Source organism: Caproiciproducens puteiluti, from assembly GCF_052442865.1.
Classification (GTDB): domain Bacteria; phylum Bacillota; class Clostridia; order Oscillospirales; family Acutalibacteraceae; genus Caproiciproducens.
This window is the reverse complement of sequence record NZ_CP194790.1, coordinates 125717-151455: the sequence shown is the minus strand read 5'-3', so window position 1 is coordinate 151455 and position 25739 is coordinate 125717. Positions and strand designations below refer to the sequence as shown.

The 25739-nt window shown below is 55.3% G+C and carries 22 protein-coding genes; 12 read left to right on the top strand and 10 right to left on the bottom strand.

Annotated features, from left to right (window positions below; translation table 11 throughout):
* Positions 1–133 precede the first annotated feature (133 nt).
* Positions 134–1954: a PrpR N-terminal domain-containing protein gene (locus ACRQU7_RS00715; RefSeq protein ID WP_444642938.1), complete on the bottom strand. Its 1821-nt coding sequence runs from the start codon at positions 1952–1954 to the stop codon at positions 134–136.
* A 189-nt stretch (positions 1955–2143) separates the two neighbouring features.
* Here ACRQU7_RS00715 and ACRQU7_RS00710 point away from each other — a divergent pair, with 189 nt between their 5' ends.
* The 6 genes from ACRQU7_RS00710 to ACRQU7_RS00685 all read left to right on the top strand — a co-directional run bounded on the left by ACRQU7_RS00710 (position 2144) and on the right by ACRQU7_RS00685 (position 7765).
* Entirely contained in the window at positions 2144–3157 is a 1014-nt protein-coding gene (locus ACRQU7_RS00710; protein WP_444642936.1) for a 4-hydroxythreonine-4-phosphate dehydrogenase PdxA, read from the top strand.
* Between the two features lie 21 nt (positions 3158–3178).
* The gene (locus ACRQU7_RS00705) at positions 3179–4531 is read left to right on the top strand and encodes a four-carbon acid sugar kinase family protein (RefSeq protein WP_444642934.1); all 1353 of its coding nucleotides are present in this window, start codon (positions 3179–3181) and stop codon (positions 4529–4531) included.
* Between the two features lie 87 nt (positions 4532–4618).
* Positions 4619–5584 carry a 2-keto-3-deoxygluconate permease gene (locus tag ACRQU7_RS00700; protein WP_444642932.1) on the top strand — a complete coding sequence of 322 codons (966 nt, stop codon included), beginning with the start codon at positions 4619–4621 and terminating at the stop codon, positions 5582–5584.
* Between the two features lie 27 nt (positions 5585–5611).
* The gene (locus ACRQU7_RS00695) at positions 5612–6223 is read left to right on the top strand and encodes a class II aldolase/adducin family protein (protein WP_444642930.1); all 612 of its coding nucleotides are present in this window, start codon (positions 5612–5614) and stop codon (positions 6221–6223) included.
* A 231-nt stretch (positions 6224–6454) separates the two neighbouring features.
* A complete protein-coding gene (locus tag ACRQU7_RS00690; protein ID WP_444642928.1) occupies positions 6455–7072 on the top strand; it encodes a lactate utilization protein in 618 nt (205 codons plus the stop codon).
* A gap of 132 nt (positions 7073–7204) precedes the next feature.
* Complete coding sequence (locus tag ACRQU7_RS00685; RefSeq protein ID WP_141826845.1) at positions 7205–7765, top strand: flavodoxin family protein; 561 nt, start codon at positions 7205–7207, stop codon at positions 7763–7765.
* Positions 7766–7929: 164 nt separating this feature from the next.
* Here the strand turns inward: ACRQU7_RS00685 and ACRQU7_RS00680 are convergent, their stop codons facing one another.
* Positions 7930–9213 carry an ROK family protein gene (locus ACRQU7_RS00680; RefSeq protein ID WP_444642926.1) on the bottom strand — a complete coding sequence of 428 codons (1284 nt, stop codon included), beginning with the start codon at positions 9211–9213 and terminating at the stop codon, positions 7930–7932.
* Between the two features lie 262 nt (positions 9214–9475).
* On the opposite strand from ACRQU7_RS00680, the gene ACRQU7_RS00675 reads away from it, so the two are divergent.
* The 6 genes from ACRQU7_RS00675 to ACRQU7_RS00650 all read left to right on the top strand — a co-directional run bounded on the left by ACRQU7_RS00675 (position 9476) and on the right by ACRQU7_RS00650 (position 17761).
* On the top strand, positions 9476–11122 hold the full coding sequence (locus ACRQU7_RS00675) for a peptide ABC transporter substrate-binding protein (protein WP_444642924.1): 1647 nt from the start codon (positions 9476–9478) through the stop codon (positions 11120–11122).
* A gap of 184 nt (positions 11123–11306) precedes the next feature.
* Positions 11307–12248 carry an ABC transporter permease gene (locus ACRQU7_RS00670; protein WP_141826842.1) on the top strand — a complete coding sequence of 314 codons (942 nt, stop codon included), beginning with the start codon at positions 11307–11309 and terminating at the stop codon, positions 12246–12248.
* Between the two features lie 4 nt (positions 12249–12252).
* Positions 12253–13179: an ABC transporter permease gene (locus tag ACRQU7_RS00665; protein ID WP_444642921.1), complete on the top strand. Its 927-nt coding sequence runs from the start codon at positions 12253–12255 to the stop codon at positions 13177–13179.
* 12 nt (positions 13180–13191) lie between these two features.
* Entirely contained in the window at positions 13192–14202 is a 1011-nt protein-coding gene (locus ACRQU7_RS00660) for an ABC transporter ATP-binding protein (protein WP_444642919.1), read from the top strand.
* Positions 14192–15175 carry an ABC transporter ATP-binding protein gene (locus ACRQU7_RS00655; RefSeq protein WP_444642917.1) on the top strand — a complete coding sequence of 328 codons (984 nt, stop codon included), beginning with the start codon at positions 14192–14194 and terminating at the stop codon, positions 15173–15175. Before ACRQU7_RS00660 ends, ACRQU7_RS00655 begins: the two co-directional genes overlap by 11 nt.
* A gap of 33 nt (positions 15176–15208) precedes the next feature.
* Positions 15209–17761: a transglutaminase domain-containing protein gene (locus ACRQU7_RS00650; RefSeq protein WP_444642915.1), complete on the top strand. Its 2553-nt coding sequence runs from the start codon at positions 15209–15211 to the stop codon at positions 17759–17761.
* An 86-nt stretch (positions 17762–17847) separates the two neighbouring features.
* Here ACRQU7_RS00650 and ACRQU7_RS00645 read toward each other — a convergent pair whose 3' ends face one another.
* From ACRQU7_RS00645 to fba, 8 genes are all read right to left on the bottom strand, one after another.
* Positions 17848–18282 carry a GNAT family N-acetyltransferase gene (locus ACRQU7_RS00645; protein ID WP_444642913.1) on the bottom strand — a complete coding sequence of 145 codons (435 nt, stop codon included), beginning with the start codon at positions 18280–18282 and terminating at the stop codon, positions 17848–17850.
* Between the two features lie 107 nt (positions 18283–18389).
* Positions 18390–19097: an effector binding domain-containing protein gene (locus ACRQU7_RS00640; RefSeq protein WP_444642911.1), complete on the bottom strand. Its 708-nt coding sequence runs from the start codon at positions 19095–19097 to the stop codon at positions 18390–18392.
* Between the two features lie 66 nt (positions 19098–19163).
* Positions 19164–20078, bottom strand: a complete 915-nt coding sequence (locus ACRQU7_RS00635) for a helix-turn-helix transcriptional regulator (RefSeq protein WP_444642909.1) — start codon at positions 20076–20078, stop codon at positions 19164–19166.
* A 144-nt stretch (positions 20079–20222) separates the two neighbouring features.
* Entirely contained in the window at positions 20223–21197 is a 975-nt protein-coding gene (locus ACRQU7_RS00630; protein ID WP_444642907.1) for a Gfo/Idh/MocA family protein, read from the bottom strand.
* A 67-nt stretch (positions 21198–21264) separates the two neighbouring features.
* Entirely contained in the window at positions 21265–22233 is a 969-nt protein-coding gene (locus ACRQU7_RS00625; RefSeq protein ID WP_444642905.1) for an ABC transporter permease, read from the bottom strand.
* Between the two features lie 16 nt (positions 22234–22249).
* A complete protein-coding gene (locus ACRQU7_RS00620; RefSeq protein ID WP_444642903.1) occupies positions 22250–23755 on the bottom strand; it encodes a sugar ABC transporter ATP-binding protein in 1506 nt (501 codons plus the stop codon).
* Between the two features lie 81 nt (positions 23756–23836).
* Positions 23837–24814, bottom strand: coding sequence for a substrate-binding domain-containing protein (locus ACRQU7_RS00615; RefSeq protein ID WP_141826833.1), 978 nt, complete (start codon positions 24812–24814; stop codon positions 23837–23839).
* Positions 24815–24878: 64 nt separating this feature from the next.
* A complete protein-coding gene (fba, locus tag ACRQU7_RS00610) occupies positions 24879–25730 on the bottom strand; it encodes a class II fructose-1,6-bisphosphate aldolase (protein ID WP_444642900.1) in 852 nt (283 codons plus the stop codon).
* Positions 25731–25739 lie beyond the last annotated feature (9 nt).

Here is a 25739-nt window from a genome sequence, read left to right as displayed (position 1 = left end):
CATTCTTTATAATGTTTCTAATCGCGGCGTATTCGTCTGCTGCTTCCACAAAAAATGCGTTCCCTGACGAGGGAACGCATTTTTATTTTGCCCCGGGGCTTCTTTTCGAGTTCATCCGGGCGACGATGCCCCGCTACGGAACATTTTTCGGATGCGCGGAAGGAACCGGAAGCCTGCCGCTTTTCAGCAGCCTCCAGAGGGTTGTCCGGCTGATTCCCAGCTGGTTTGCCGCCTGTGTGCGATTCATGCCGTTTGCAATCATCGCGTCCTTAACCGCATTATGAACCGTCTCGTCAAGGGTGCATTTTTGGGCAGAAGCTTCCGCCGCGGCGGACGGGCTTTGCTTCCCGCTGATTTCCTCGCTCAGGACATCAATCACGTCCGTGACGGGAATCATCAGGGAGCCTGTAATCATAAACAGCTCTTTGAGCACTCGCTTGAACTGCTTTACGTTGTCATCCCAGCGGAAGCTTTGCAGATAGTTCATTGCTTCCGGCTCAAATCCAATGATTTTCTTGCCGTATTCCCTGTTCAGCTCGTTGATATACAGAACCGCCAGATTGGGGATATCGCCGACGCGTTCCCTTAGGGGGGTAAGGTAGAGCGGGAATGCGCTCAGCCTGCTTGTAAGAAACTCACAGACCTTGTTGTTATAGGATTCCGACACCCTGCAGGTCACGGAAAAAATGATTTTGTTTTTATGGACAAACGGGGACTGCTGCAAAAACGCCACCAGTTCATTCAGGTATTTTTCCTTAAGATAATTCAGCTCCTTAAAATACAGGGCAATCCCCTGTTCGTAAAGCGGCGAATCGGTGCTGTTGAACAGGAAGTGAAGGCTGCGCGTGCCGAGCCGCTTGCAGTCGACCAGATAGAGCGGAGCATTGCGGAAATCCGAATTGGCGTAGATGTAGTCCGCAAGCCTGCTCTTGCCCGTCCCCGATTCCCCGATAATCACAACGGTGTTGCTTCCCCCGCTGTAGGCATCCGTTTTTTGGCGGAAGTCCTTGTTTTTGGTATCGTCGTAAAAAACATTGAAAAAATCTTTGGTCAGGTTTTCCGTGTTTTTTATCATGACTCCCGGAATATTGGTCTTGCTGTCAAACAGGGATTTTTTTACCTCAAAAACAAGAAAATGCTCTTTTCCCAGGGCTACGACACTGCCTTTTATCAGATAGAGGCTCTCGTTGATTTTCTTTTCCTTTTGAATTGCCTTTTCCTGTTTCACCAGCGGGATCAGGTGCGCGGCTGCTTCCACAAGCCTGTTTTCCAGCTCCGCGTTGGCTGCGTACCGCAGCGTTCCGGAAAAATCGAACAGCAGATACGCCTTTTTGAGATGCCCCGCATATTCCTCGAGCACCGAAACCGGGAGGCGCGATCTTTCCAGACAGGAAATCAGGTTTTGCGCTTCCCACAGGCAGGAAACGGCGCTTCCGAAGCCGGATGCCAGCATGATAACGGAATTGATCCCGTTTTCCCTGCAGACACGGTTCACCTCGGAATCCCCCAGAAACATGGAATATTCCTGAGCTTTCAGCCCGTTTACCAGCCCGGCGGTGACGGTATCGGCGGCGACGGTTTCAATTTCCGACGAAAGCCCGGCCAGGTCCAGTGCCGAATCGGCCATCTCTGCCAGCCGCGGCGGCGCAATCAGTATTTTCTTCCCTGTGTAACCGGCCGCGAGCCGCGCGGCGCTGAGAAGATCGTAAAAGGAAACCGGGATTTCAATTACGGGAACCGCCCCGGCTTCCTTTAACTTCTCATATGTTTTTCTCTGGGCAAGCACCGCCGCGTACCGCAGCAGACCTTCGCCATATTTTACCAGTTGCTTTGCCTCCTCGGTTCCCTCTAGAATAACCTCAACGGCAAGGTCCGGAACCGACTGTGAGGCGGTGCGCATAATTTCGGCCATTCCTTCAGAAGGAACCATCGCCAGAACCCGGATCATCTCCATTTGAACTCCTCCATACTGTTTCTCTATGAAACATTATAGCTATATTATTTTATAACATCAATAGTTTTATTTGATATGTTTCACATCTAAACGGGTTTTCAATGTTTGGGATTCGCTATAGCTCCCGCCTTCCTGTAATATTAAATAAAAATTACACCACTAATCAAACGAAACAAGGATGAATGACAAATGAAAACAAATGATGCAAGACCGCTGGTTGTCGTAACAATGGGCGATCCCGCCGGAGTCGGACCGGAGATCTGCGCAGGCTGCATGACCGACAGCGATATCCTGAAGCAGGTTCGGCCGGTCGTGATCGGAGACCGCGGAATTTTACAAAGAGCGCTGGACCTGCAGGGAAGCAAATTTCAGATCCATCTGGTCCGGTCCCCTGAAGAAGGCGGGTACCAATTCGGAAGCATTGATTTAATGGAGACCGATCACGGCGTAACAGAGGAAATCGTATTTGGAAGCCCCAGTGTCCCGGCGGCCAAAATGGCGTACAGCTTTATATTAAAGGCAATCGAGCTTGGAAAGCAGGGCAGCACAGATGTGATTACCACCTGTCCGATCAATAAGGAATTCTTTGTCCGCGCAGGCTTCGGGGAAAAAGACCACACCGCCCTGTTCCGAAAGCACTTCGGCGGGGCGCCGACCGTCTCCATGTTCCACTGCAGGGAGCTCAGGGTATTCCATTACACCCGCCACATGTCGCTCAAAAACGCGATCGCCGCGCTGGATGTCGACAAACTGGTCGAACGCATGAAGGGAATCCACACCACGCTGCGCGGAATCGGGATCGCCTCCCCGAGGATTGCCGTCGCCGCCCTGAATCCCCATGCGTCGGATCACGGGCTCTTCGGCGATGAGGAAGAAAAATTTCTGATCCCCGCTATCCGGAAATGTGTGGAAATGGGCATCCGCGCAGAAGGACCGGTCCCTTCGGATTCCGTATTCTATCTGGAAAAGCGCGGCGTTTACGACGGGGTCCTTTCCCTTTTCCACGATCAGGGGCATATTGCGTGTAAAACGTATGACTTTGAAAAATCCGTTTCCCTGACGTTCGGTTTCCCGTTCATGCGCTCCACCGTCGACCACGGAACGGCGTACGATATTGCGGGGAAAAACACGGCAAGCTACCAAAACCTGAAGGAAGCGATTCTGATGGGTGCGAAATATTGGAAGATGCAGCAGCCAGAATAAAATAAAACGGAGGAGACAGTAATGGAAAGAATCGGAATCATTACGGACGACATGACCGGCACAATGACATGCGGAGTTTTGCTGGCAAAGAAAGGGATCAGCGCCTGTTCCTATTTTTCGGGCGACGATTTAAGAGGGGCGGAAGAACAGGAAGCGCTTATTCTCAGTGCGAACAGCAGAAACCTTTCCAAAGAAGACGCGCAGGCACACGTCCGGTCGGCTTATCACGCGCTGGCGCAGCGCGGAGCCAAGTATTTCACCAAGCGGATCGACACCACGTTTCGCGGGGGGATGGGCTACGAAGTGGACGCTTTGCTCGACGAGCTGCCGGACGACGCCATTGCGGTTATGGCCGCGACCATGCCCGACACCAGAAGAATTGTGGTCGGCGGTTATTCCGTTATCGACAATGTGGTCCTGACGGAAACCGGGGCGGGGAGAGACGTTTTATCCCCCGTAAAAGAGGCCCATATTCCAACGCTGATGCAAAGTCAAAGCCGTCGGAAGGTGGGAGCGATCTATCTTCAAACCGTGCTGTCGGGGGAAGAAGCCCTGCGCACCGCGCTGGAACAGCAAAAGGCGGACGGGAACAAAATCATCGTCATCGACGCGGTTTCGACAGAGCATCTTCACCGCATCGCACAGACCGTACATAACCTCGGCTGGAACACCGTCTGCGTCGACCCGGGCGCGTTCACCCAGCAGATGGCGCTTTGCAGGGGCTTCGGCCATCCCGACCGCGTCCCGGAAGGGCAGAAAGAGCAAGTGGATATCCCCTCCTGTTCAGAGAAGGTCCTTGTGGTCGCCGGCAGCGCGACGGAGGTTACACGCAGGCAGATCGAGAAACTGGCACAGTCCGACTACGCCGCGGATGTATCCATCCACGCTGGTGAGCTGATCGACCGCAGCAAGGAAGACAATCCGGAAATCCGGAGGAGCATCGAGGAAGCGAACCGGTACCTTCACGACGAAACCAGCCGTGTTGTGGTGCTTGAGACCGCTTCCACAGGCGAGCGCCTTGTCCTGCAGGACTGGGAAAAGAAGCTCGGGCTGCCCTCCCGTCAGGCGTCCGCCAATATCAACCTCGGGCTCGGAGCAATCGTCAGGGGAATCGCGTTTGACCCGGCCAATAAAGACAAAATATCCGGAATCTACATGACCGGAGGAGACACCCTTGTCACGGTGCTCAAAGCGCTCGGCGCCGCGGGAATCCGTCTGGTGGACACCGTGCAGCCCCAGACCAACCTCGGCCGGATTATCGGCGGCGATTTTGACGGGGTCAGAATCGTCGGAAAAGGCGGGCTGATCGGTGACGACGAAACCGCTGTCCGGGTAGTCAGCCGCCTGTACTACGAGCTGCAAAAGAACCGGTAAGCCTGACACGATGCACCCACAGCAGAACGCCGCGGAGCAGGAGAAATGCTCGTGTGAATCCGCTGAATTTGGAGAGGAGTTAATCAAATGAATTTTATGAAAAAGGTCCCCGGCGGACAAATTATCGTTCCCATGCTGCTTGCAATGATCATCAACACCGCGTTTCCCACCTTTCTGGGAATCGGCGGTCCGACCACCGCGCTGTTTCAAAAAGGCACCCAGACCTTGATGGGGCTGTTCCTCATCATCTGCGGTTCCTCCATTAAAATCAAGGAAGCGGGCATGCCGCTTTACAAGGGAACCCTGATGCTCGTTATGAAGCTGGCGCTGGGCGGCGCAATCGGGTGGCTGGCAAGCTACCTGTTCGGTGCCTACGGCATTCTTGGCCTGACGCCCTTCGTTCTGTTCTGCGCGCTTCCCAGCAACAACAGCTCGCTTTATGTGGCGCTGTGCGGTGAATACGGCGACGCCACGGACATGGGCGCCGTTTCCATGCTGGCGCTGAAAAACGGTCCCTTCGGAAGCATGCTCGTCATGGGCATGAGCGGAGCCGCCCATATTCCGGTCACCGATATCATCGGCACACTGATTCCGATTCTGATCGGCGTGATCTGGGGCAATCTGGATGAGAATTTCCGTACCCTGTGCTCCAAGTCGCAGCCCATCGTCGTTATCTTCCAGTCCTTTGCCATCGGCGCCAGCTCCAGCCTGCTTACCCTTTGGGACGCGGGTCTCAGCGGGATTCTGCTCGGCTTTATCTCCCTTGCCCTCGGTCTGATCATCCAGTTCCTTTATAACCTTTTCCTCAAAAAGAAATCTCCTCTCGGCGTTTCCATGGGTACCGTCGCCGCAAACTCTGCGCTGACGCCTTCCGTCATTGCGTCCGCCGACCCGACCTTCCAGAGCATGGTCCCGGTCGCCGCGGCCCAGTGCGCCACCGCTTCCGTAGTCACCATGATTATCTGCCCGTTCCTTGTGAACTTCTTTAATAAGAGGATCCTGAAAAAGCAGGGCGCGGAGCAGCCGCTCGAAGAGGCCGCGGCTTCCAAATAGGCATCAACTATCAGAAAGGTCTTAACAATGGATAACGAATTACTGCAAAGCTATCAGGACGCAGTCTGGATTGCAAAAACCCTGTTTCAGAAAGGGACGGTAACGGGTTCCGCCGCCAATATCAGTTTCCGGTGCGGCGATTCCGTCTATATTTCGCAAAGCGGCTCTATTTTCGGGCTGCTGTCGGAAAAGAGCTTCGCTCAGGTCGACCTGAACGGACAGCCTGTGAACGGCGGCCGGCCCAGCAAGGAGCTGCCGATGCACTTAACTTTATACCGGGAATTCCCCTCGGTAAAGGCAGTGATCCATACCCACAGCTTTTATTCCACCATTTGGTCCACACTGCCCTTTGTCAATCCCGCAGACGCGATTCCGGAGGATACCCCCTATCTGAAAATGCAGCTGGGGGCCATCCGGCTGGTCGGATACCACAAACCGGGTTCCGAGAAACTGTTCGAGGCTTTCCGGAAGGCTCTGGGAAGTACGACCGGATATTTGCTGAAGAATCACGGGCCGATTGTCGGAGGAAGCTCCCTGCTGGACGCGTTTGCAAAAATCGAAGAGCTCGAGACCAGCGCCAAAGTCGCCTGGTACCTGCACCGCGACGGTAATTTTGCGGCCGGTCCGGACGGACGGTGATATATAAATACAGGTCCACGAGCAGAAACAGCTTGCTCCATTTATCTCCCCAAAGGGGCTGCCGCAGAACATTTGCGGCAGCCCCTTTGACGCTTCCCTATTCAACCAGGCACACGGATATGGTAATCTCAAGCGATAATGATCTCAGCTTCGCCAATTTATAAATATCCCGCGACGGCGCGCTGCGCCTGTGGTATAATACTGTTATTCTATCGAATGCGGGTGAAACGGATGGACGAGAAAATTGAACAGACCCTCCGTCAGCTGCAAAGGAACCGCATGACGGGTTATTTCGCGGAAAGCCGCGAGGAAGTAACCGGACTGCTTTCAAAGCTCCTCCGGCCCGGAGAAACGGTCGGCTGCGGGGATTCCGTCACGCTGGAGCAGCTCGGCGTGTATGATTTTCTGCGGAAGGGGGATTTTGTTTTCCTCGACAAATACCGCGAAGGACTCTCCCCGGAAGAAAAGCGGGAGCTCTACATTAAAAACTTTTCCGCGGACACGTTCCTTACCGGCACAAACGCGGTGACCCGGGACGGCAGGCTGTTCAACATCGACGGAAACGGCAGCCGGGTGGCCCCCATGGTGTACGGCCCGAAACAGGTGATCGTTGTCGTCGGGATAAATAAAATCGTCGGCTCCGTGGAGGAAGCGGTGGAGCGTGCCCGACAGGTCGCGGCGCCCCTGGACGCGAAAAGGCTTGGCAAAAGCACCCCCTGTGCAAAGCTCGGCCGGTGTATCGACTGCCGCCACGAGCAGCGGATCTGCAACGACTTTGTCCTCATTTCCGGAAACTTTGACAAAAACCGATTTAAAATCATCCTTGTAAATGAAACCCTCGGCTACTGAAGCGATAATTGTTTCTGTTTCGGCAATTTCACGGCGGACACAGCATAAACGTTGAATAAGCGGGTCCTATCCTACAGCGATCGGATTTTGCGGTACGCCGTTAAAAAATACAGAGAAAAGGGGATTTTTCAAATGAAGGTTTTGATTCTGTCGGGCACGCCCAAAAAGGAAGGCCTGTGCTGCTCCTGTGTGGAAGCGGCTTCCGCCGGCGCGAAGAAGGGGGGAGCGGACTGCGAAATCATCCGGCTGTCCGATTACGGCCTCGTCCGCTGTGCCATGTGCGGCGACGGCTGGGGAATCTGCCGCGACGAACACACCTGCATCTTCGGTGTGGACGGCTTCACGCAGATCCAGCAAAAAATTGCCAAGGCGGACGCCCTGATCCTTGACACACCCGTGTACTGGGGCGATATGACCGAAGCGATGAAGGCTTTCTTCGACCGGTTCCGCCGCTGTGAAGCAAGAAAGGGCGAGTCTGGAGCAATGGCCGGAAAATCCGTCCTGCTGATTGCTTCTCCCGGCGGCTCCGGCAACGGGATGATCAGCTGTCTGGAGCAGATGGAGCGGCTCTGCCGTCATCTGAGCGCGAAGATATATGACTTTATCGGCGTGAACCGGTGGAACAGCTCCTATAAAATCGCCGCGATCGAAGAGGCGGCGGCTTCCATGGTACGCGGCGCAAAAGAAGCCTGACGAAAGGGGCTGCTGCAAAACAGCTCTTCAACAAAATAGCGCACAAAAAATGCACCTTGAGCGGGCTTTAAAACCTGTTTCAAGGCGCATTTTTCTTGTTATGGAAGCTGTGCTATCGCAAATTCATTTTGCAACGGCCCTTTGATTGATTCCCTTGTTTACCGTTATATCCGTTCGTGGCCCTGATTGCACAGCCTGTCGAAGATGACCTCCTTGGAGAGCGCGAAAAGGCCGTATATTCCAGAATTTTTTTCCAGCAGAGCGGGAACCACCTGTACCGGGGCAAATGCGTTTTCCCGTACGATCCGGTTGATGATCGGAAGCATCTGCGCGTGAAAAACGGTATATTCCCCGCCGAATATCACCAGATCGCAGTTCAGCAGGCAGACAATGTTGGAAATGCTTCCACCGATAATGACCGCGATATCGTCCACACATTCTTTCAGAAACGGATCGCCGTCCCGCCACACCCGGATAATATCCTTGAATCCGATTTTTTCGGGGCTTTTCCCCAGCGCGGCAAAAGCGTCCCGCGTGCTCTGCGGCGCCTGTGCGCAGATTCTGTCCGTCAGCCCGTGGATGTTGGCCGAACCGCCCAGATTGTTGAAGGACATCCCGCGCGCGCGGGCCGTTTCGTTTTGGATGGTGATCTCGTTCGCGATTTCACCGGCGCAGTTGGCGCTCCCCCCGTAAAGCTCCCCGTTCAGGATAATTCCCGCGCCCAGCCCCAGGCCGCCGCTGACGTATACGAGGTCCCTGGAATTCTTTCCCGCGCCGCTGGTGAACTCCCCCACCGCCGCCGCGTTCACGTCATTGACCACCAGCACCGAGGTGCCGAAGCACTCCTCCATCTGCCGTGAAAAATCGCCCATGTTCCAGTTGGCAAAATTGGAATTGGCAAAAAAGGTCCTGTTGACCGGGTCATAGATGCCGGGGCACGAGATGGCGATGATGGCCAGGTCCCCGCTGGTCAGGTTGTTGGAGGAAAGCAGAAGCCTGACCGCGTTCAGCACCAGCTCCAGTCTGGTGGCGTAGGGGGAATCATTGGAAATATTTACCGTAAATTTATTGATGATTTCCCCGCCCAGATTGGCAAGCACGAAAATCGGGTCCTCGAAATTCAGCTCAATCGCGATCATATACTGGTATGTTTTGTTAAATTTCAACAAAATCGGTTTTCTGCCTCCGGAGGACATAGAAACCCCCTCGCCGAACTCCTGTATGATTCCCCGGTTCAGCAAAGCTGCAATATTTTCCGTCATAGCGGACTTGCTGATGAACAGCTCACGCGCCAGCTCGGCCCTGGAAATCGGCTCGTCGCTACAGATTTTGTCCAGAATCACTCTTTGGTTGATTGACCTGATATGTGTTTGGTCTACAGTCTGTTTGATGTTCATCACGATCCGTTCAAAAAGGTTATAGTTCGTACTCTGGACGAACTTTTTCATTAATCATATCACGAGAGAATATTAATTACAATACCTGGATTTTAAATAAAAAACAGTTATTTCGATTGACATTTCACTGAGTTGGTGGTAATATCAAATCTGTTAATAGTTCGGAAACAAAACAAACTAATGATTTTGCATCTTTCACATGGCAATCATTCACCCGCCGCGCTCCCCATCAGCGGTATTCTGTAGAAAGAAACTGTTTACTTTGTACAGAATTCAACAATATCAACTATAAAAGAAAGAAGTGATTCCTTTTATGAAAAAGAGCAAACTGCTTGCGCTGATTCTTGCGGCTTCCATGGTACTGGCAACCAGCGGCTGCGGCTTTACCGGCACAGCGAGCAGCGCCGCGGCATCCGGCCCGGCCCAGTCCGAAGGCACCGCAAAAACCTCGGACGGCACCATCACCGTCTACGACACCAATGAAATCAGGACCCTGGTGCAGTGGGCCGCGTCCGACAACAACTCGTTTACCATCCTGAACAACGTATCCGAAGGCCTTTACCGCCTGAACGAAAAGCACGAGCCGGAACCGGCGCTGGCGGAAAGCTACAAGGTATCCGACGACAAGCTGACCTACACCTTTACCCTGAGGGACGGCCTGAAATGGAGCAACGGCACCGCGCTCACCGCAAAGGACTTTGTGTTCTCGTGGCTCAAGCAGATGAGCACGGACGCCACCAACGGCTATTCCTTCATTATGACGGATTACATAGTAAACGGCGCCGAGTACCTTGACAACAAGGCCAAGGCGGAGGACGTCGGCGTGAAGGCGCTCGACGACAAGACTCTGGAAGTAAAACTCAAGCAGCCCACCCCCTATTTTGTCAGACTGACCGTTCTGCCCATGTTCTTCCCGCTCAACGAGGAATATGTCAAGTCACAGGGCGCAAACTATGGCTTGAAGGCGGACAATATGGTCTACTGCGGCCCGTACACCCTTGCCACCTATGACCCGGCAAGCGGCAGCACCCTCAAGAAGAACGACAGCTACTGGGACGCGGCAAACGTCAAGGTTTCCAATGTCAACGTCCGCATTATCAAGGAGCAGGCCACCGCGCTCAACGCTTACAAGTCCGGCGAGCTCTCCCGGGTAACGCTTTCCTCTTCCGATGTACCGGCAATGAAATCCAGCGCTGAATTCAGCTCCACCAGCGAGTTCAGGACCACCTACCTCCAGTACAACCTTGCCAACAAAGCGGTTTCCAATAAGAATATCCGCCTTGCCCTCGGCTACGCCGTGGACCGCGCGACTCTGGCGGACGTTGTTCTGGCGGACGGCTCCGCTCCGGCTACCGGCCTGATTGCCAACGGCATGTTCGGCGACGGCACCAAATCCTTCCGCGAGCTGAACGGCGACATCACCACCTTTGACGCCGCGAAAGCCAAGGAATACTGGGAGAAGGGCGTAAAGGAGCTGGGCAGCGCGCCTTCCCTGGTCCTTCTGACGGAAGACGATTCCGTGACAAAAACGGTCGCCACCTATATTCAGGGTGAATTTAAGAAGAATCTGGGAATCGACGTGAAGATCGACTCCAAAACAAAGAAAGCAAAAAATCAGCTGATGGACGACAACAACTACCAGATGGCCGTCACCGCGTGGGGCGCCGACTATGACGACGCCATGACCTACATGGACCTCTGGACCAACGGCACACCGTACCGCGGCAACTACAAGAGCGACACCTACAACTCTCTGATTACCGACGCGAAGAAGCAGACCGACGACGCGAAGCGCCTGCAGGATATGCTCTCCGCCGAAAAGACGCTGGTTTCCGAAGACGCGGTTGTTTCTCCGCTGTTCTACAGAGGCTTTGCCTACCTGACAAAACCGAACGTAGAGAATCTGGTCACCCATCCGTTTGGGCCGCCGATCGAATTCAAATATGCTTCCTTGAAATAATTTTACCTTATATTCTATAAAGACAAAGAGGAGGATCGTCAATGACCTCCTCTTTGTCATCACTGCAGCAAATCCATTTCAGTTCGCGAGACAAAACACGTTTCTCCCACCAAAGGCGGGGAGAAACGCAAACTTGTTGCAGAATCAACTGGAAATGCTAATAAGATAAAGGAGGGCATACGGAATGTTCAAATATATCTGTAAACGGATTGTGTATCTGCTGATTACTCTGCTGATCATCGTCACCACGACCTTCTTTCTGATGAAGAAGCTGCCGGGAACCCCGTTCGACGCGGAGCGCTTCTCTCTATTGTCGGCGGCGCAGCAGGCGCAGTTCCTTGAAAAATACGGCCTGAACGATCCGGTAATCGTACAGTACGGGAAATATATCGGCAATGTGTTCAGGGGGGATTTCGGGACTTCCTTTTTCTACACGGGCCAGCCGGTTTCCGGGGTCATTCTGGGGCGTATCGGCCCGTCCGCGCTGATCGGCCTCCAGGCGATCCTGATCGGCCTTTCCATCGGCTTGATTCTGGGAATCATCGCCGCCTGGCGGCACAACAGCGGCATCGACTACTTTACCATGGTGGTGGCCGTCTTGGGCGTTTCCGTGCCGAACTTTGTCGCCGCGGCGCTTCTGCAATACTTTGTGGGCTTAAAATGGGGCGTGCTGCCCGTCGCCTTCTGGCAAAGCTGGAAAAGCTCCGTTTTGCCTTCCATCGCATTGTCGTTCGGCGTGACGGCAATGATCGCGCGGTTTATGCGGACCGAAATGCTGGACGTACTGGAGCAGGACTATATCATCACCGCGAGAGCGAAGGGGCTGAACCAGTTCAAGGTGCTGATGCGCCACGCGGTGCGCAATTCCATCATCCCCGTCGTCACCATCCTGGGGCCGATCGTGGTCAATCTGCTGACCGGCTCCCTGGCGGTGGAAAACATCTACAGCATCCCGGGCATCGGCAGCCTTTTTGTCGATTCCATCAAGACGAACGACTATTCCACCATTATGGGCATCACCATTTTCTACAGCGCGTTCTACATCTTTGTGGTGATGGTGGTCGATATCCTTTATTCGGTAATCGACCCGAGAATCCGCCTGGCCTCCGGCGGGAAAGGGGAGTGACGGTATGGCGCAGAAAATGGAGATTCCACAGAAGCTTTTCGTAAAAGCCGCAGTAGACAAGGACGAAAGAGAACATATTGCCCGCCCCAACCTGACCGCCTTTCAGGACGGCTGGCTGCGGCTGAGAAAGAACAAGGCGGCGGTCGTCAGCCTGGCGATTCTGGCTGTGATTATTCTTCTGGCCATATTCGGGCCGATTTTCTCAAAGTACACCTTTTATGACACCGATTATCTGCACACCTACAACGGACCCGGCGCGGCGCATCTGTTCGGCACCGACCAGTTCGGGCGCGACCAGTGGGCGCGCATCTGGCAGGGCACGCGCATTTCCCTGCTGATCGCGGTCGCCGCCGCGTTTATCGATCTGTTCATCGGCGTTACCTTCGGTGCGGTTTCCGCTCTGTTCGGCGGCAAGGTGGACGCGGTGATGCAAAGAATCATTGAAATTCTGGTCGGAATCCCGCAGCTGATTATCGTCATCCTTTTGATGATGGTCATGCCCGCCGGCATCTGGACCATTGTCGTGGCCCTTTCCATCACCGGATGGGTCAACATGGCGCGATTGGTGCGCGCGCAGATTTTAAAGCTGAAAAATCAGGAATTTGTTCTGGCCGCCCGCGTTCTTGGCACCGGAAACAGGGAAATCATTCTGAAACATCTCATCCCCAATACCGTGGGCGTCATTGTCATCAACGCCATGTTCACCATTCCGTCGGCGATTTTCACCGAAGCGTTTCTGAGCTTTATCGGAATCGGTCTGGCGGAACCGCAGGCCTCGCTCGGCGTTCTGATCAACAACGGGTATCAGGTGCTTCAGAATTTCCCGTTCCTGCTGATTTTCCCGGCCGTGGTCATCGTGTTAATCATGGTCTGCTTCAGCATTTTGGGCGACGGGCTGCGCGACGCGCTTGACCCGAGAATGAGACAGTGAGGAGGGCGCGCTATGAGTAAGCTTCTGGAAGTGGAAAATCTAAACGTCCATATCCATACACAGCACGGGATCGTGCAGGCGGTGCGCGGCGTGAGCTTTTCGCTGGAAAAGGGAGAGACCCTCGCCATCGTGGGGGAATCCGGCTCTGGAAAATCCATCACGGTCAAGGGCGTAATGGGCCTGCTGCCCACAAACGGCAAAATCGCGGAGGGCTCCGTCCATCTGGAGGGCAGGGACCTTGCCGCGCTGAGCGAGCATGAGATGCAGAAAATCAGGGGCTGCGACATCTCGATGATTTTTCAGGACCCGATGACCTCCCTGAACCCGACCATGACGGTGGGCAAACAGATCATGGAGGTCCTGCATGAGCACCGCAGCGACCTGACAAAGGAGCAGCTGAAGGAAAAGGCGATCGAGCAGATCAGGCTGGTCGGCCTGTCCAACCCGGAAACGCGCTTTTCCCAGTATCCCCACCAGCTGTCCGGCGGCATGCGCCAGCGCGTAGTCATTGCGATCGCGCTTGCGTGCAGCCCGAAGGTGCTGATCGCGGATGAACCCACCACCGCGCTGGACGTTACCATTCAGGCGCAGATTCTGGACCTGATGAAGGATCTGCAAGGAAAAATCGACACCTCCATTATCATTATCACCCACAATCTGGGCGTGGTCGCCAACATCGCGAACCGCGTGGCCGTCATGTACGGCGGCAAGCTGGTCGAAACCGGCAGCGTGCGCGACCTGTTCTACCGCACCGCCCATCCTTATACGAAGGGGCTTCTGGCCTCCATCCCGAAGCTGCACGAGGACGACCAGCAGCTTTTCTCCATCCCCGGCACGCCGCCCGACCTGATGGACCCGCCGAAGGGCTGTCCGTTCGCCGCGCGCTGCCCGCACACCATGAAGGTATGCCAGGAATTCATGCCGGAATACACCCAACTTTCCGACACGCACCGCGCCGCCTGCTGGCTGCTGGACAGCCGGGCGCAGCAGGACGACGCAAAGGACGGTGAAGATGATGACTGATAACAAAGTGATTTTGCAGGTAAAAAACCTGAAAAGATATTTTAACGTAGGAAAAAACCAGACCCTGAAAGCGGTGGACAACGTCAGCTTTGAGGTCTACAAAGGGGAAACCTTCGGCCTGGTCGGCGAGTCCGGCTGCGGAAAATCCACGCTGGGCCGCACTATTATCCGGCTTTACGGCGCAACCGGGGGCGAAGTCCTGTTTGACGGGGCCAACGTCCACGGAAAGCTGAGCGGCGCGCAGAGCCACGAGCTTTCGCGCCGGATGCAGATGATTTTTCAGGACCCGTACGCTTCTTTGAACCCGCGCATGAAGGTCATGGACATCGTCGCGGAGGGAATCGACGCGCACGGGCTGGCGAAGTCCGCGCAGGAGCGCGCCCAGATGGTCGTCGACCTTCTGGAGGTCGTCGGCCTGCAGGAGGAACACGCCAACCGTTTCCCGCACGAATTTTCCGGCGGCCAGCGCCAGCGCATCGGCATTGCCCGCGCGCTGGCGGTCAACCCGGACTTCATCATCGCGGACGAACCGATTTCCGCGCTGGACGTCTCCATTCAGGCGCAGGTCATCAACCTGCTGAAAAAACTGCAGGAGCAGCGCCAGCTGACTTATCTGTTCATTGCGCACGACCTTTCCATGGTGAAGCACATCAGCGACCGCGTGGGCGTGATGTACCTTGGCAGCATGGCGGAGCTGGCTTCCAGCCGGGAGCTGTTTGAAAATCCCCTGCACCCCTACACGCAGGCGCTCCTGTCCGCCATCCCCCTGCCCGACCCGGATCTGGAGCAGTCCCGCAGCCGCGTCGTGCTGGAGGGGAGCATCCCCAGTCCGATCAATTTGCCGGAGTGCTGTCACTTCTGTTCCCGCTGTCCGAAAGCCACGGAGCTCTGCAAAAAGCAGGCCCCGGAAATGGTGGAGGCGGAACCGGGCCACTGGGTGGCCTGCCATCTGATTCAGGCCCCCGGCAAATGAGCGGTCCGGGCGTATGTTAGGAGGATCATGTAAATGATATTTTCACAGGAGTTACAGGACTCCGTTCACCGGCAGTTCCTCAAAACGCAGTCCACTCTGGGGCTGCGCGGCGGGGAAATCCTTTCGCGGCTGGACGGCTGCGAGGGCGGCCGGCGGACCGCCATGGAGTTTTTTTACAGCACCATGCCGTCCGCCGACCTGGGGGACTACGATTTTTCCCTCTATCTGAGCTATGTGGATTTCGGCCTTTTCCTGAGGGAGCACTCCCCGTGGGGCGGCCGAATTCCTGAGAATATTTTTCTGAATTATGTTCTGTATTACCGGATCAACAACGAAAAGATAGAAGAGTGCCGCAAATTCTTTTACGACGCCCTGAACGAAAGAATCCGGGGCATGAGCATGAAGGAGGCCGCGCTGGAGGTAAACGTCTGGTGCGCCGAGCACGTCACCTATCAGGCCACCGACGAAAGGACCGTGTCCCCCCTTACCGCGCTGAGGTCCTCTTACGGCCGCTGCGGCGAGGAATCCACCTTTGCCGTCACCGCCCTGCGCAGCGTGGGGATTCCCGCACGGCAGGTCTATACGCCCCGCTGGGCGCACTGCGACGACAATCACGCATGGGTGGAGGTCTGGTGCGACGGGGAATGGTACTTCCTCGGCGCGTGCGAACCGGAGCCGGTGCTCAACCGCGGCTGGTTCACGGAAGCCGCCGCGCGCTCCATGCTGATGGACAGCAAATCCTTCCTGCCGATCGAGGGCGAGGAGCCCATCTGCACGGACGGGCAGACCATTATTCTGAACGAAATCCGGAGATACGCGGACGCGCGCCGCTTTACCGTTACGGTTACGGACGGTTCGGGGCCGGTTTCCGGCGTGACCGTGGGGTTCGAGCTGCTCAACGGCGCAGAATTTTTCCCGGTGGCCGCCGTCGTCACCGACGAAACGGGCCGGGCCGGGGTCACGCTTGGCTTCGGCAGCGTTCACATTCACGCGGAAAAGGACGGGAGCTTTGTGGAAGCCTTTGCCGATACGGAGGAAACCGACGGCATTACCGTCGACTTTTCCGGCGCGGTGCGGGCCGAACCGGACGCGCGGGAGGATTTCTGCTTCCGCGCGCCGAAGGACAGCACCCGGAATCTGGTGCTGCTCTCCCCGGAGCAGAAGGAACGGCGAAAGCAGATCGTCGACGGCGCCGAACGGAAACGTCAGCAGTACGCCAAAAGTTTCTATCAAAAGGAAAAAGCCGAGAAGCTCGCCGCGGCTTTTGCCCGCCCGCAGGAGGTGCTGGCCGTCCTGAAAGCCGCCGAAGGCAATTTTGAGGAGCTTTACCGTTTCCTTTCCATGGATTTCGGAAGGGGAAACCGGGAGCTACAGCTGAAAATGCTTCAATCCCTTCCGAAAAAGGACTGGCGGGATGTCGGAGCCGCCCTTCTCGCGGAGCACTTCACGCATTCGCTCCGGTATCAAGCGGATTATCCCGAAGAAATCTTTGTTCCTTACATACTTTGCCCCCGGGCGCATTTTGAGCAGCTGACGCCTTACAGCAGGCTGCTTTCCGGCCTTTTGGACGAACAGGCGGCGGCGTTCCGCAGGCAGCCCGGGCTGGTGTGGGAATACGTTTCCCGCTTTGAGGGTCCGTCGGAACGCGACAGCGAACGGCTGCCCGGCACCCCGGCGGGAATCCTTTCCAGCGGACAGGCAAACGAAATGGGGCGCGGCGTGCTGTTTACCGCTGTCTGCCGTACACTGGGAATTCCGGCACGTATCAATTCTATTAATTTATACCCACAGTATTATCAGAACGGCGGGTTCAAAAATGCGCAGGAGGCTTCCGGGGAGTCCTGCGGCAAGGCCGTGCTGACCCTTTTGGGCGGCGAGGAAAACTGGTCGTATCTGCACAACTGGACCATCGCCGTGCTGAAGGACGGCGTGTACCGGACTCTGGAGCTGTCGGACTCCGTCTGGACGGACACAACGCTGACGCTTTCCCTGCTTCCGGGCCACTACCGGCTGATTACCTCCAGCCGCACGCCCAACGGCAACCAGTTTGCCAAAAAGTACTGCTTCCGCCTGGCGGATAAAGAATCGAAGGAGCTTTCCGTTTCCCTGTTCCAAACGCAGATTTCCGACCTGTTCGTGGATATTCCGCTGCCGCCCTTCCAGCTTACCGGCGACGGGGACGAACCCGTTTTGTCCGCCGCCGTCACAGACGGAAAAACCGCCGTATTGATCTGGCTGGAAGAGGGCCGCGAACCCACGGAGCATATCCTCAATGAATTGATCGGGGCGCGGGAAAAGCTGAATGCCCTCGGCTGCGAGCTGGTCTTTATCCTTCGCGGCCGCTCCGCGTGGGAGAACGAAACCTTCGCGAAAGCGTACAGAGCCATTCCCGGAGCGCGCGTCTATTATTCGGACTTTGCCGAAACCGCCGCCCCGCTGGCGCGCAGAACCTTTGTGGACCCGGAAAAGCTGCCGCTCACCATTGTCGCGCGGGACGGCCGGGGGATTTACGCCTGCAGCGGCTACAACGTGGGCGTTGCCGACCTGCTGATCAAAATCATTGCAGCCGCCGGCGAAAAGCGTTAATTTGGGACAAATCAGAATACATCAGAACACCGCATGTCCACGGGATCGCCGTGAACATGCGGTGTTTATATTTTACAGAAATAATACTATATGTATATTTTATTCTTTCTAAACCACTGCGACATTCCGGCGCCCACTTCGTCATTGGGGCGCTCCGCGAAGCCGAGCTGTTTATAAAACGACTCCCTGCCCTTGGCGGCCATCAGATTAAAGAGGATCGCCTGACCGCTTTTCAGCCGGGAGGTGAAAAAGTCCATCAATTCCTGTACCATCGTCTTTGCAATGCCGTTTTTCTGATACTCCGGACGGACGATCACATCTGAAATCAGCACGACGTACCCGCCGTCGCTGACGGCGCGGGCATGTCCGACGATTTTATCCCCGTCCGCCGCACAGATGATGTACGCGGAATTGTGAAGCCCTTCCTTTGCCTGAGCGGGCTCGATCGGGTCCCATCCCACCGCTCTGCGCAGCGCGTTGTAATCCTCCACCGTAATTTCATGCCGGTACTCTATTGACACATAGCCTCATTCCCTTCGTTTTTTTAACATTATAACATGGGAATGTTAATTTTTCTGCTGTTTTCCATATCGGCAGTGATCCTCTTTATAGATCCGCTTTCCGGTCCTTACGTTGCGCTCCATCTTTTCAGGGTCGGGAACCACCTCAGCATATCCGCACGGGCCTGGTCCCTGTCCTGATACCTGCCGGAATCCTTCTCATAGTCCAGACAGAAGTCGATCATCTGCTCCATGGTGCAGTCAGCGGTAAACGCGCCGTTCTGATAGCAATAACAGCAGTAATCCGTATTTTGAGAACCGTCCTTCTCCGTTCCGTACTGATCCTCCCGCGTCATCGGCATGCCGCAGCTCTGGCAGAAATCGTGCAGGGCAACATAAATATTGACCCGCGCGTTGGTGTAGTCGGCGTCCGGCAGATATTCCTCAAAATCGCAGGAAAATTTTCTGCAGAGCTCCGTATTCCATATTTCCTGCCAGAAAGCCGCCATGCCGCTGCGCGTGTTCCCGCGGAACGAAAATTTTGCGTATTTTCCCGCCGGAATCACGGCGGCCTTCCCGTTTTCCGGAAGTTCCCCGATTCCCGACACTTCACAGCACGCCATCATATCATAGTTTCCCTGCGTGCCGTTTTCATAATTTGTATACAGGCCGAAGGCAGTTTCTCCCGTTCTGTGGGGTATTTTCTGAATCACCCCATCGAAGAACGACTGCCACAGACCGCCGATTTTTTCCGGCATATCCGTTTCGGAATTTCCCGTGCGGGTACAAAGCCCCACCACCGTTTTCTGCTCTAATTCAACAATTTCATAATCCATAGGGTTCCCTCTTTTCCATTTGATGAAACAAGGATACCATACGGAATATGACATCAGAGCGTCATATTATCCATCTTTTTGATACAGCGAAACAATTTTTTTCGCTTTCTCCTTCAGAACGTCACGGATATGCTGCGGGGAAACCACTCTGACGTCCTCCCCGAAGGAAAGCAGATAACCGTATACCCAGCCGTCTTCTATGTATTTCACCGTCACGGAAAAACTGCCGTCTTCGTTTTTCTGAACCAGCCTGTGATCAAAATCGTCGTAAATGCGGTAAGCCATCCGCGAGGAAAACCAAAGCGAAAGCGTGACCTCCGCGCCCGGACCAAGGCCCTGCGGCTCCAGCTCCGGAAGCGAGCGGCTCCTGCGCGCAAAAGGCTCCTCCGTCAGGCACACATCCTGCATCCGCATGATTTTGAAGGTACGGAAAGCCTGCTTATCCAGACAAAAGCCCTGCAAATACCATGCCGCGCCCTTAAACCGCAGCTTTACGGGTTCCACTTTGCGGAAGCTTTCTCCACCGTTGGAGGCATAATAGTTGAAAGTTACCACGCGCCGCTCCAATATGCCTGTTTTCAGGGCTGAAAATTTCCGGCGCTCGTTGTCTCCACCGCCCCAGGCGGAGAAATCCACGTCGATCCAGTCGCCGCTCTGCCTTTGGAACAGCGCGCTCAAATGGGAAAGCACCGCGCCGCCCTCCCCGGTATTGGTCGCTTTCAGGCTTTGCAGAGCAAACAGAATCTCGTTCTGCTCCTTTTCGGACAATAAAGATTTATCCAGTACAAAATCGGGAAGCAGGCGGATGCCGCCCCCTTTTCCCTTGCTGGCGTAAACCGGGATCCCTGCCGCCGAAAGCTTGTCGATATCCCGGTAGATGGTCCGCGCGGAAACCTCAAAGCGCTCCGCAAGCTCCCCGGCGGTCGTGCCGGAATGCGTTAAAAGCAGATAGATAATTTCAAACAGCCGGTCGCTCTGCATGGATGGCGCCCCCTTTTTCTTTCAGTATAGCACAGGGGGACGAAATGATAAATGGAAACAGCAGGAGGGGACCGTCCCGGCCGATTGCCGAAACGGTCCCCTCCCGAGAAATAGGGATTTTATTGAAAGAAAAAGATTGGGAACTTAATTCTGAATTTGTTTCAGCGCGTTTTCGATGACCTCCGCATTGCCCAGAGAATCCCCGAAAGAGATCAGCCCGGGTTCCTGCCCCAGCACCGCCCTGCCGAACTGCTCGATTTCGAGCCGGTAGTTGTCCGGACAGTTTACGGTCAGCTCTTCGGTTTTTCCCTCCGAAGCCAGAAGGATTTTTCCCTCGCCCTCGGTATTGAACTCGGTCGGTACGGTCAGCGATCCTTTATCGCCGATGACCAGATACCGGTGGGAACGGAAGATCGTCAGGCTACAGTAAGAAACGGCGCGGATGCCGTTGGGAAATTCCATCATGATGCAGCTTTCCGTATCCACCGCATGTTTTTCGGAAACTTTCCCAAACGCGCTGACCCGGACGGGCTCGGCGCCGGCAAGGTAACGGATCAGGTTCAGGTTGTAGCAGCCGACGTCATAGGTCGCGCCGCCGTACAGCGCTGCGGACAGACGGACATCCGCCTCGTTTTCCAGATTGTAGCCGTAACAGGATTCTATATATTTTACCGTACCCAAAGCGCCCGACTCCACAATGCTTTTCGCCTTTTGGGTCAGGGGGCTTTGCCGGTAAGCGAACGCCTCCATCAGGAGCACGCCGTTTTCGTCGCACGCCGCCTTCATTCGCCCGACCTCTTCGACGGACACGCCGAGAGGCTTTTCGCAGAGGACATGCTTTTTCTTTTCCGCGGCGCGCAGCACCCATTCGCAGTGCAGCCCGTTCGGAAGGGGAATATAAACCGCGTCCACGTCGGGGTCGTCCAGCAGCGCTTCGTAGCTTTCATAGGTCTTTTGCGGATGGAACTTTTCCGCGAACCGCTTCAGCTTTTCACTGCTTCCTCTGCTGGAAAGCGCCTGCAGTACCGCGTTTTCCGCATGCAGCATTCCCGGGAGCACTTTACGCTCCGCGATTCCCGCGCAGCCGAGGACTCCCCATCGAACCGTTTTTTCCGCCATTGCAGCAACATCCTTTCCGGGCCGAATTTTGTATAAATCTTAGCGGAGCGCAAGGGCCCCGCCTGTTTTACAGGTCTTTTTTATTCTGATCGAAGATGACCGCGATCAGGATAATCGCGCCCATGGCAATGGTCTGCCAGTAGGAGGAAACGCCCAGAAGACTGAGCGCGTTGTTGATGATCCCGATGACGCACAGGCCGAGGACGGTCTGGCTGATGCCGCCGCGTCCGCCGCTCATGCTGGTGCCGCCCATGGCGACCGCCGCGATCGCGTTCAGCTCATAGCCGTTGGCCGCCGCGGGCTGGCCCGCCTGCAGCCGGGAGGAAAGCACTGCGCCGGCAAGGGCCGCCAGAACGGCGCAGATGATGTATACGTAAAATTTAACCCGTTTTACATTGATGCCGCTCAGCTGGGAAACATCCTCGCTGCTGCCTACGGCAAAGACATAGCGGCCGAAGCAGGTCCTGCGCAGGATCAGGAAAGCGACCGCGAGAATGATGATCATAATGATGACCATGACCGGAATCGGCCCGATATAGCCGAGGCCGAGCCACGCGTAAGCGTCCGGAAGCCCGAACACCGGCTTTGCGTTGGTATAGACATAGGCAAGGCCCCTCGCGATGCTCATCATGGCCAGTGTCGCCACAAAGGGAGGCACGCGCAGCTTTGCAATGTTAAACGCCGTGACTGTGCCGCAGATGCCGCCGACCACAAGGGAGGTTCCGAAGATCACCAGCAGGCTCATCGGGATTCCGGCGTTCGGCACAAGCTGAATCAGGGATGTGGACACGATGCCCGAAAGCGCCGCGACCGAACCGACGGAAAGGTCGATGCCGCCGGTCAGGATGACAAAGGTCATGCCCGTTGCGATCAGCGCGTTGATGGTGATCTGCATCAGTACGTTAATCAGGTTGCCCACTTCGGAGAAACGCGGTACAAAGATCAGGGAAACAATAAACAGCGCCGCCAAAAAGAGCACCATGGTGTAATCCTGGGTAATATGTCTGAGCTTTTTCATAGCAATTTCATTTTTCATTTTTATGCCTCCCGGCTCAGCCAGCGTTCAGGCTGGCAAGCTTCATTATATCTTTTTCGGCGACATTGGTATTGTCGAGCGTACCCGAAACGTGACCCTCGCGCATGATCATGATGCGGGTGGAAACGCCGATGACCTCCGGCATTTCGGACGACACCATGATGATGCTTCCGCCGTTTTCCACAAACTCTTTCATCAGGGCGTAGATTTCGGCTTTCGCATTGACGTCGATGCCTCTGGTCGGCTCATCCATAATCAGGATTTTCGATTTCGCGACCAGCCATTTGGCGATAACCACCTTTTGCTGGTTTCCGCCGGAAAGGTTCTTGGTCCGCGCGTTTTCGTCCGGGGTTTTGGTATGGAGCCGCTTAATGTAGTCGCGGGCGACGTCCGTTTCCCATTTCCGGTCGATCACTCCGCGGGTGGAATTTGCGTAAAGGCTGGCGAGCGAGGTATTTTCCTTCACGGATTTCTGCAGCAGCAGGCCCTGGCCCCTTCTGTCCTCGGGAATCAGCCCGATTCCCGCCTTGATCGCCTGACGCGGAGATTCAAAGTAGACCTCTTTGCCAAAAACATAGCATTTTCCGCCGTCCAGCTTATCCGCTCCGAAAATCGCGCGCATCACTTCGGTTCTGCCCGCGCCGATCAACCCGGCTACGCCCAGGATTTCGCCCTTTCTGAGTTCGAAGGACACATCCTCAAATACGCCGCTGCGTGTCAGATTCTCCACCTTCAGCACGACTTCGTCCTTGACCGCGTCCTTTTCCGGCCGGTAATAAAACTGGGTCATCTGCCGTCCGACCATCAGGGTAATCATGTCGTCCTCCGAAATTTCGGATAACAGGGCCGTCTTAATCAGTTGCCCGTCGCGCAGGATGCTGATGCGGTCGCCGATGGCCGTAATTTCTTTCAGTCTGTGCGATATATAAATAACTGCGACATTGTTTGTTTTCAATTTATTGATGACGGTGAACAGTGCGTCCACCTCTTTGTTGGAAAGAGAGGAGGTCGGTTCGTCCATAATGACCAGCGAACTGTCCTGCGAGACCGCCCTGGCGATTTCCACCATTTGCCTGTCGGCGTTGTTCAGGCGGCGTATCATGGCCTTTGCGTTGATTTTGACTCCGATGGAATCCAGAATTTCCTGTGTTTTCTGATTCATGGCCTTTTTATCGATCAGATTGGTTCCCCTGATCTTCGGCTCGCGCCCGAGAAATATGTTTTCCGCTACGGTTAAATCGGGAATTACGCTCAATTCCTGATGGATTACGCTGATCCCGTGCGCCAGCCCCTCGCGGGTGTTCATAAAGCGCACCTCTTCACCATTGACTTTCAGGCTTCCGCTGTCGGTCTGGTATACTCCGGAGATGATCTTGATCAGCGTGGATTTTCCGGCTCCGTTCTCGCCTAAAAGGACATGGACTTCGCCCGGATAAAAATCTACCGAAATATCGGACAGCGCTTTAACCCCGGGAAAGGACTTATTGATATTGGACAACTCTACAATCGGTTTCTGCCCCATTTGTATGCTTCCTTTCCATACAAAATTAAATGGCGGGGACAGGCAATGGCTCACCCATCCCCGCGGAAAAATCAGGTAGGCTTATTTGGCGTTGGATTTATCGATGATATACGGAGAAATCGCGATCAGTTTTTCGACGGTCTTGCCGTTTACGGTGTCAACAGCCGCCTGAAGGGCGGTTTCACCGATCTTCGCAGGATCCTGTGCAACGTCTGCTACCCAGAGGCTGCCTTCCTTCTTGATTTCGGCAACGCCTTCCGCGTTTCCGTCAAAGCCGATGATTTTGACCTGCTTGTTGGCCGATTTGACGGAGGACAGAGCGCCCATCGCGGCCGGATCGCCCACGCAGAAAACAGCGTCGAGGTCGGCGTGCTTCTGGAGCATGTTCTGCATAACGTCGGCAGCCTTCGCCTGGTCGCCGGAGTAGTTCTGAACATCTACGACCTTCACGTCCGGAGCGTTCTTTGCGATCCACTCGGTAAAGCCCTTTTCACGGTTGACGCAACCTTCGATCTCGGAATAGGTAATGACGGCGGCGTTGCCCTTTTTGTTGGCAAGCACGTTGTTTACCAGATATTCGGCAGCCAGCTCGCCGCCCTTGTAGTTATCGGTGGAAACGTGGCACACGGTGTTGCCGTCGGACGGAACGTCCATCGTCAGAACCGGGATGTTTGCTTTTTCCGCAAGCTCAACCATGGATTTGCTGCCGGCGGAGTTGGTGGGGCAGAGGATGATCGCGTCAACCTTCTGCGTGATGAAGTCCTGAACCTGGCTGAGCTGTTTGCTGGCGTCCTGATTGGCGTCCTGAACAACGAGCTTTACGCCGAGTTCTTTTGCCTTGCTGTTTAACGCTGTTTCAATATTATTGTAGAAAACGTGTTCTCTGGTCAGAAGGCTGACACCGACGGTGATCTCCTTCTTGGCGCCGTCCGCCGTGGAAGCGGGCGTGCTCGCGGCTGCGCTGCTGGCGGCGGTACCCGGGCCGGAACAGGCAGCAAGAGTGGAAATAAGGGCCGCTGCTGCTAAAACGATACTTAATAATTTGCCAAACCTTTTCATTATTAATCCTCCTAAAAATTTATGAAAATGGATTTACTCCAAATTCGTCTTTTTAAAATATTTTTCAGGCTCTGTTGTCGCACCCGCACACCTGGATTTTGTGCCTTACGATTTCCTCGACCTGTTTTTTGCCCAGCTTCATAAACACCTTCGGGTCATAGACGGCTTCGTCCCTGAGGGCCTCGCGCACGCCTTTGGTCAGTGCGGCGCGCAGCTCCGTCGCGAAATTCACCTTGCAGATACCCAGCCCGACCGCGCGGCGGACCGCTTCGTCCGGCACGCCGGAAGCCCCGTGGAGCACGATCGGAATATTGACGAGCCCGATGATTTTTTCCAGGCGGCCGAAATCGAGCTTCGGCTCCCCTTTATAAAAGCCGTGCGCGGTGCCGATGGCGACCGCCAGCGAACGGACGCCCGTCCTTTCGGCGAAGTCCTTCGCCTGCTGCGGATCGGTGTAGATATCCTCTCCGGCCTTTACCTCGTGGGTATCCTCTTTGCCGCCGACTCTGCCGAGCTCGCCTTCCACGTCGATATTCTTTTTTGCCGCGAGGTCGACAACCGCTTTGGTGACGGCGATATTTTCCTCGTAGGGAAGCTTGGAGCCGTCGATCATGACGGAGGTGTAGCCGGAATCGATCGCCGCGGCGCACCGCTCGTAGCTGTCGCCGTGGTCAAGATGCACGGCCACCGGCATATCCGTCTTTGCCGCTTCCACCGCGACCATCGCGCGCAGCATGTCGAAGCCCGCGTAATTCACCGTTCCCGGCGTGGTCTGTATGATGACGGGGCTCCTCATTTCGTCGGCCGTCCGGATGACGGCCTGAGCCATTTCCATGTTTTCGATATTGAACGCGGCAACCGCGTAGCCGCCGCGCCTTGCGTCCAGCAAAAGGTCCCGGGTTGTTACTAATGGCATAATCAAGAC

Coding starts and splice junctions, on each gene's coding strand:
- ACRQU7_RS00625 (WP_444642905.1), bottom strand. CDS start 22,233: ATGAAAAATGAAATTGCTATGAAAAAGCTCAGACATATTACCCAGGAT.
- ACRQU7_RS00665 (WP_444642921.1), top strand. CDS start 12,253: ATGGCGCAGAAAATGGAGATTCCACAGAAGCTTTTCGTAAAAGCCGCA.
- ACRQU7_RS00655 (WP_444642917.1), top strand. CDS start 14,192: ATGATGACTGATAACAAAGTGATTTTGCAGGTAAAAAACCTGAAAAGA.
- ACRQU7_RS00695 (WP_444642930.1), top strand. CDS start 5,612: ATGGATAACGAATTACTGCAAAGCTATCAGGACGCAGTCTGGATTGCA.
- ACRQU7_RS00680 (WP_444642926.1), bottom strand. CDS start 9,213: ATGAAAAAGTTCGTCCAGAGTACGAACTATAACCTTTTTGAACGGATC.
- ACRQU7_RS00690 (WP_444642928.1), top strand. CDS start 6,455: ATGGACGAGAAAATTGAACAGACCCTCCGTCAGCTGCAAAGGAACCGC.
- ACRQU7_RS00685 (WP_141826845.1), top strand. CDS start 7,205: ATGAAGGTTTTGATTCTGTCGGGCACGCCCAAAAAGGAAGGCCTGTGC.
- ACRQU7_RS00705 (WP_444642934.1), top strand. CDS start 3,179: ATGGAAAGAATCGGAATCATTACGGACGACATGACCGGCACAATGACA.
- ACRQU7_RS00710 (WP_444642936.1), top strand. CDS start 2,144: ATGAAAACAAATGATGCAAGACCGCTGGTTGTCGTAACAATGGGCGAT.
- ACRQU7_RS00630 (WP_444642907.1), bottom strand. CDS start 21,197: ATGGCGGAAAAAACGGTTCGATGGGGAGTCCTCGGCTGCGCGGGAATC.
- ACRQU7_RS00670 (WP_141826842.1), top strand. CDS start 11,307: ATGTTCAAATATATCTGTAAACGGATTGTGTATCTGCTGATTACTCTG.
- fba (WP_444642900.1), bottom strand. CDS start 25,730: ATGCCATTAGTAACAACCCGGGACCTTTTGCTGGACGCAAGGCGCGGC.
- ACRQU7_RS00620 (WP_444642903.1), bottom strand. CDS start 23,755: ATGGGGCAGAAACCGATTGTAGAGTTGTCCAATATCAATAAGTCCTTT.
- ACRQU7_RS00715 (WP_444642938.1), bottom strand. CDS start 1,954: ATGGAGATGATCCGGGTTCTGGCGATGGTTCCTTCTGAAGGAATGGCC.
- ACRQU7_RS00650 (WP_444642915.1), top strand. CDS start 15,209: ATGATATTTTCACAGGAGTTACAGGACTCCGTTCACCGGCAGTTCCTC.
- ACRQU7_RS00660 (WP_444642919.1), top strand. CDS start 13,192: ATGAGTAAGCTTCTGGAAGTGGAAAATCTAAACGTCCATATCCATACA.
- ACRQU7_RS00700 (WP_444642932.1), top strand. CDS start 4,619: ATGAATTTTATGAAAAAGGTCCCCGGCGGACAAATTATCGTTCCCATG.
- ACRQU7_RS00635 (WP_444642909.1), bottom strand. CDS start 20,078: ATGCAGAGCGACCGGCTGTTTGAAATTATCTATCTGCTTTTAACGCAT.
- ACRQU7_RS00615 (WP_141826833.1), bottom strand. CDS start 24,814: ATGAAAAGGTTTGGCAAATTATTAAGTATCGTTTTAGCAGCAGCGGCC.
- ACRQU7_RS00640 (WP_444642911.1), bottom strand. CDS start 19,097: ATGGATTATGAAATTGTTGAATTAGAGCAGAAAACGGTGGTGGGGCTT.
- ACRQU7_RS00675 (WP_444642924.1), top strand. CDS start 9,476: ATGAAAAAGAGCAAACTGCTTGCGCTGATTCTTGCGGCTTCCATGGTA.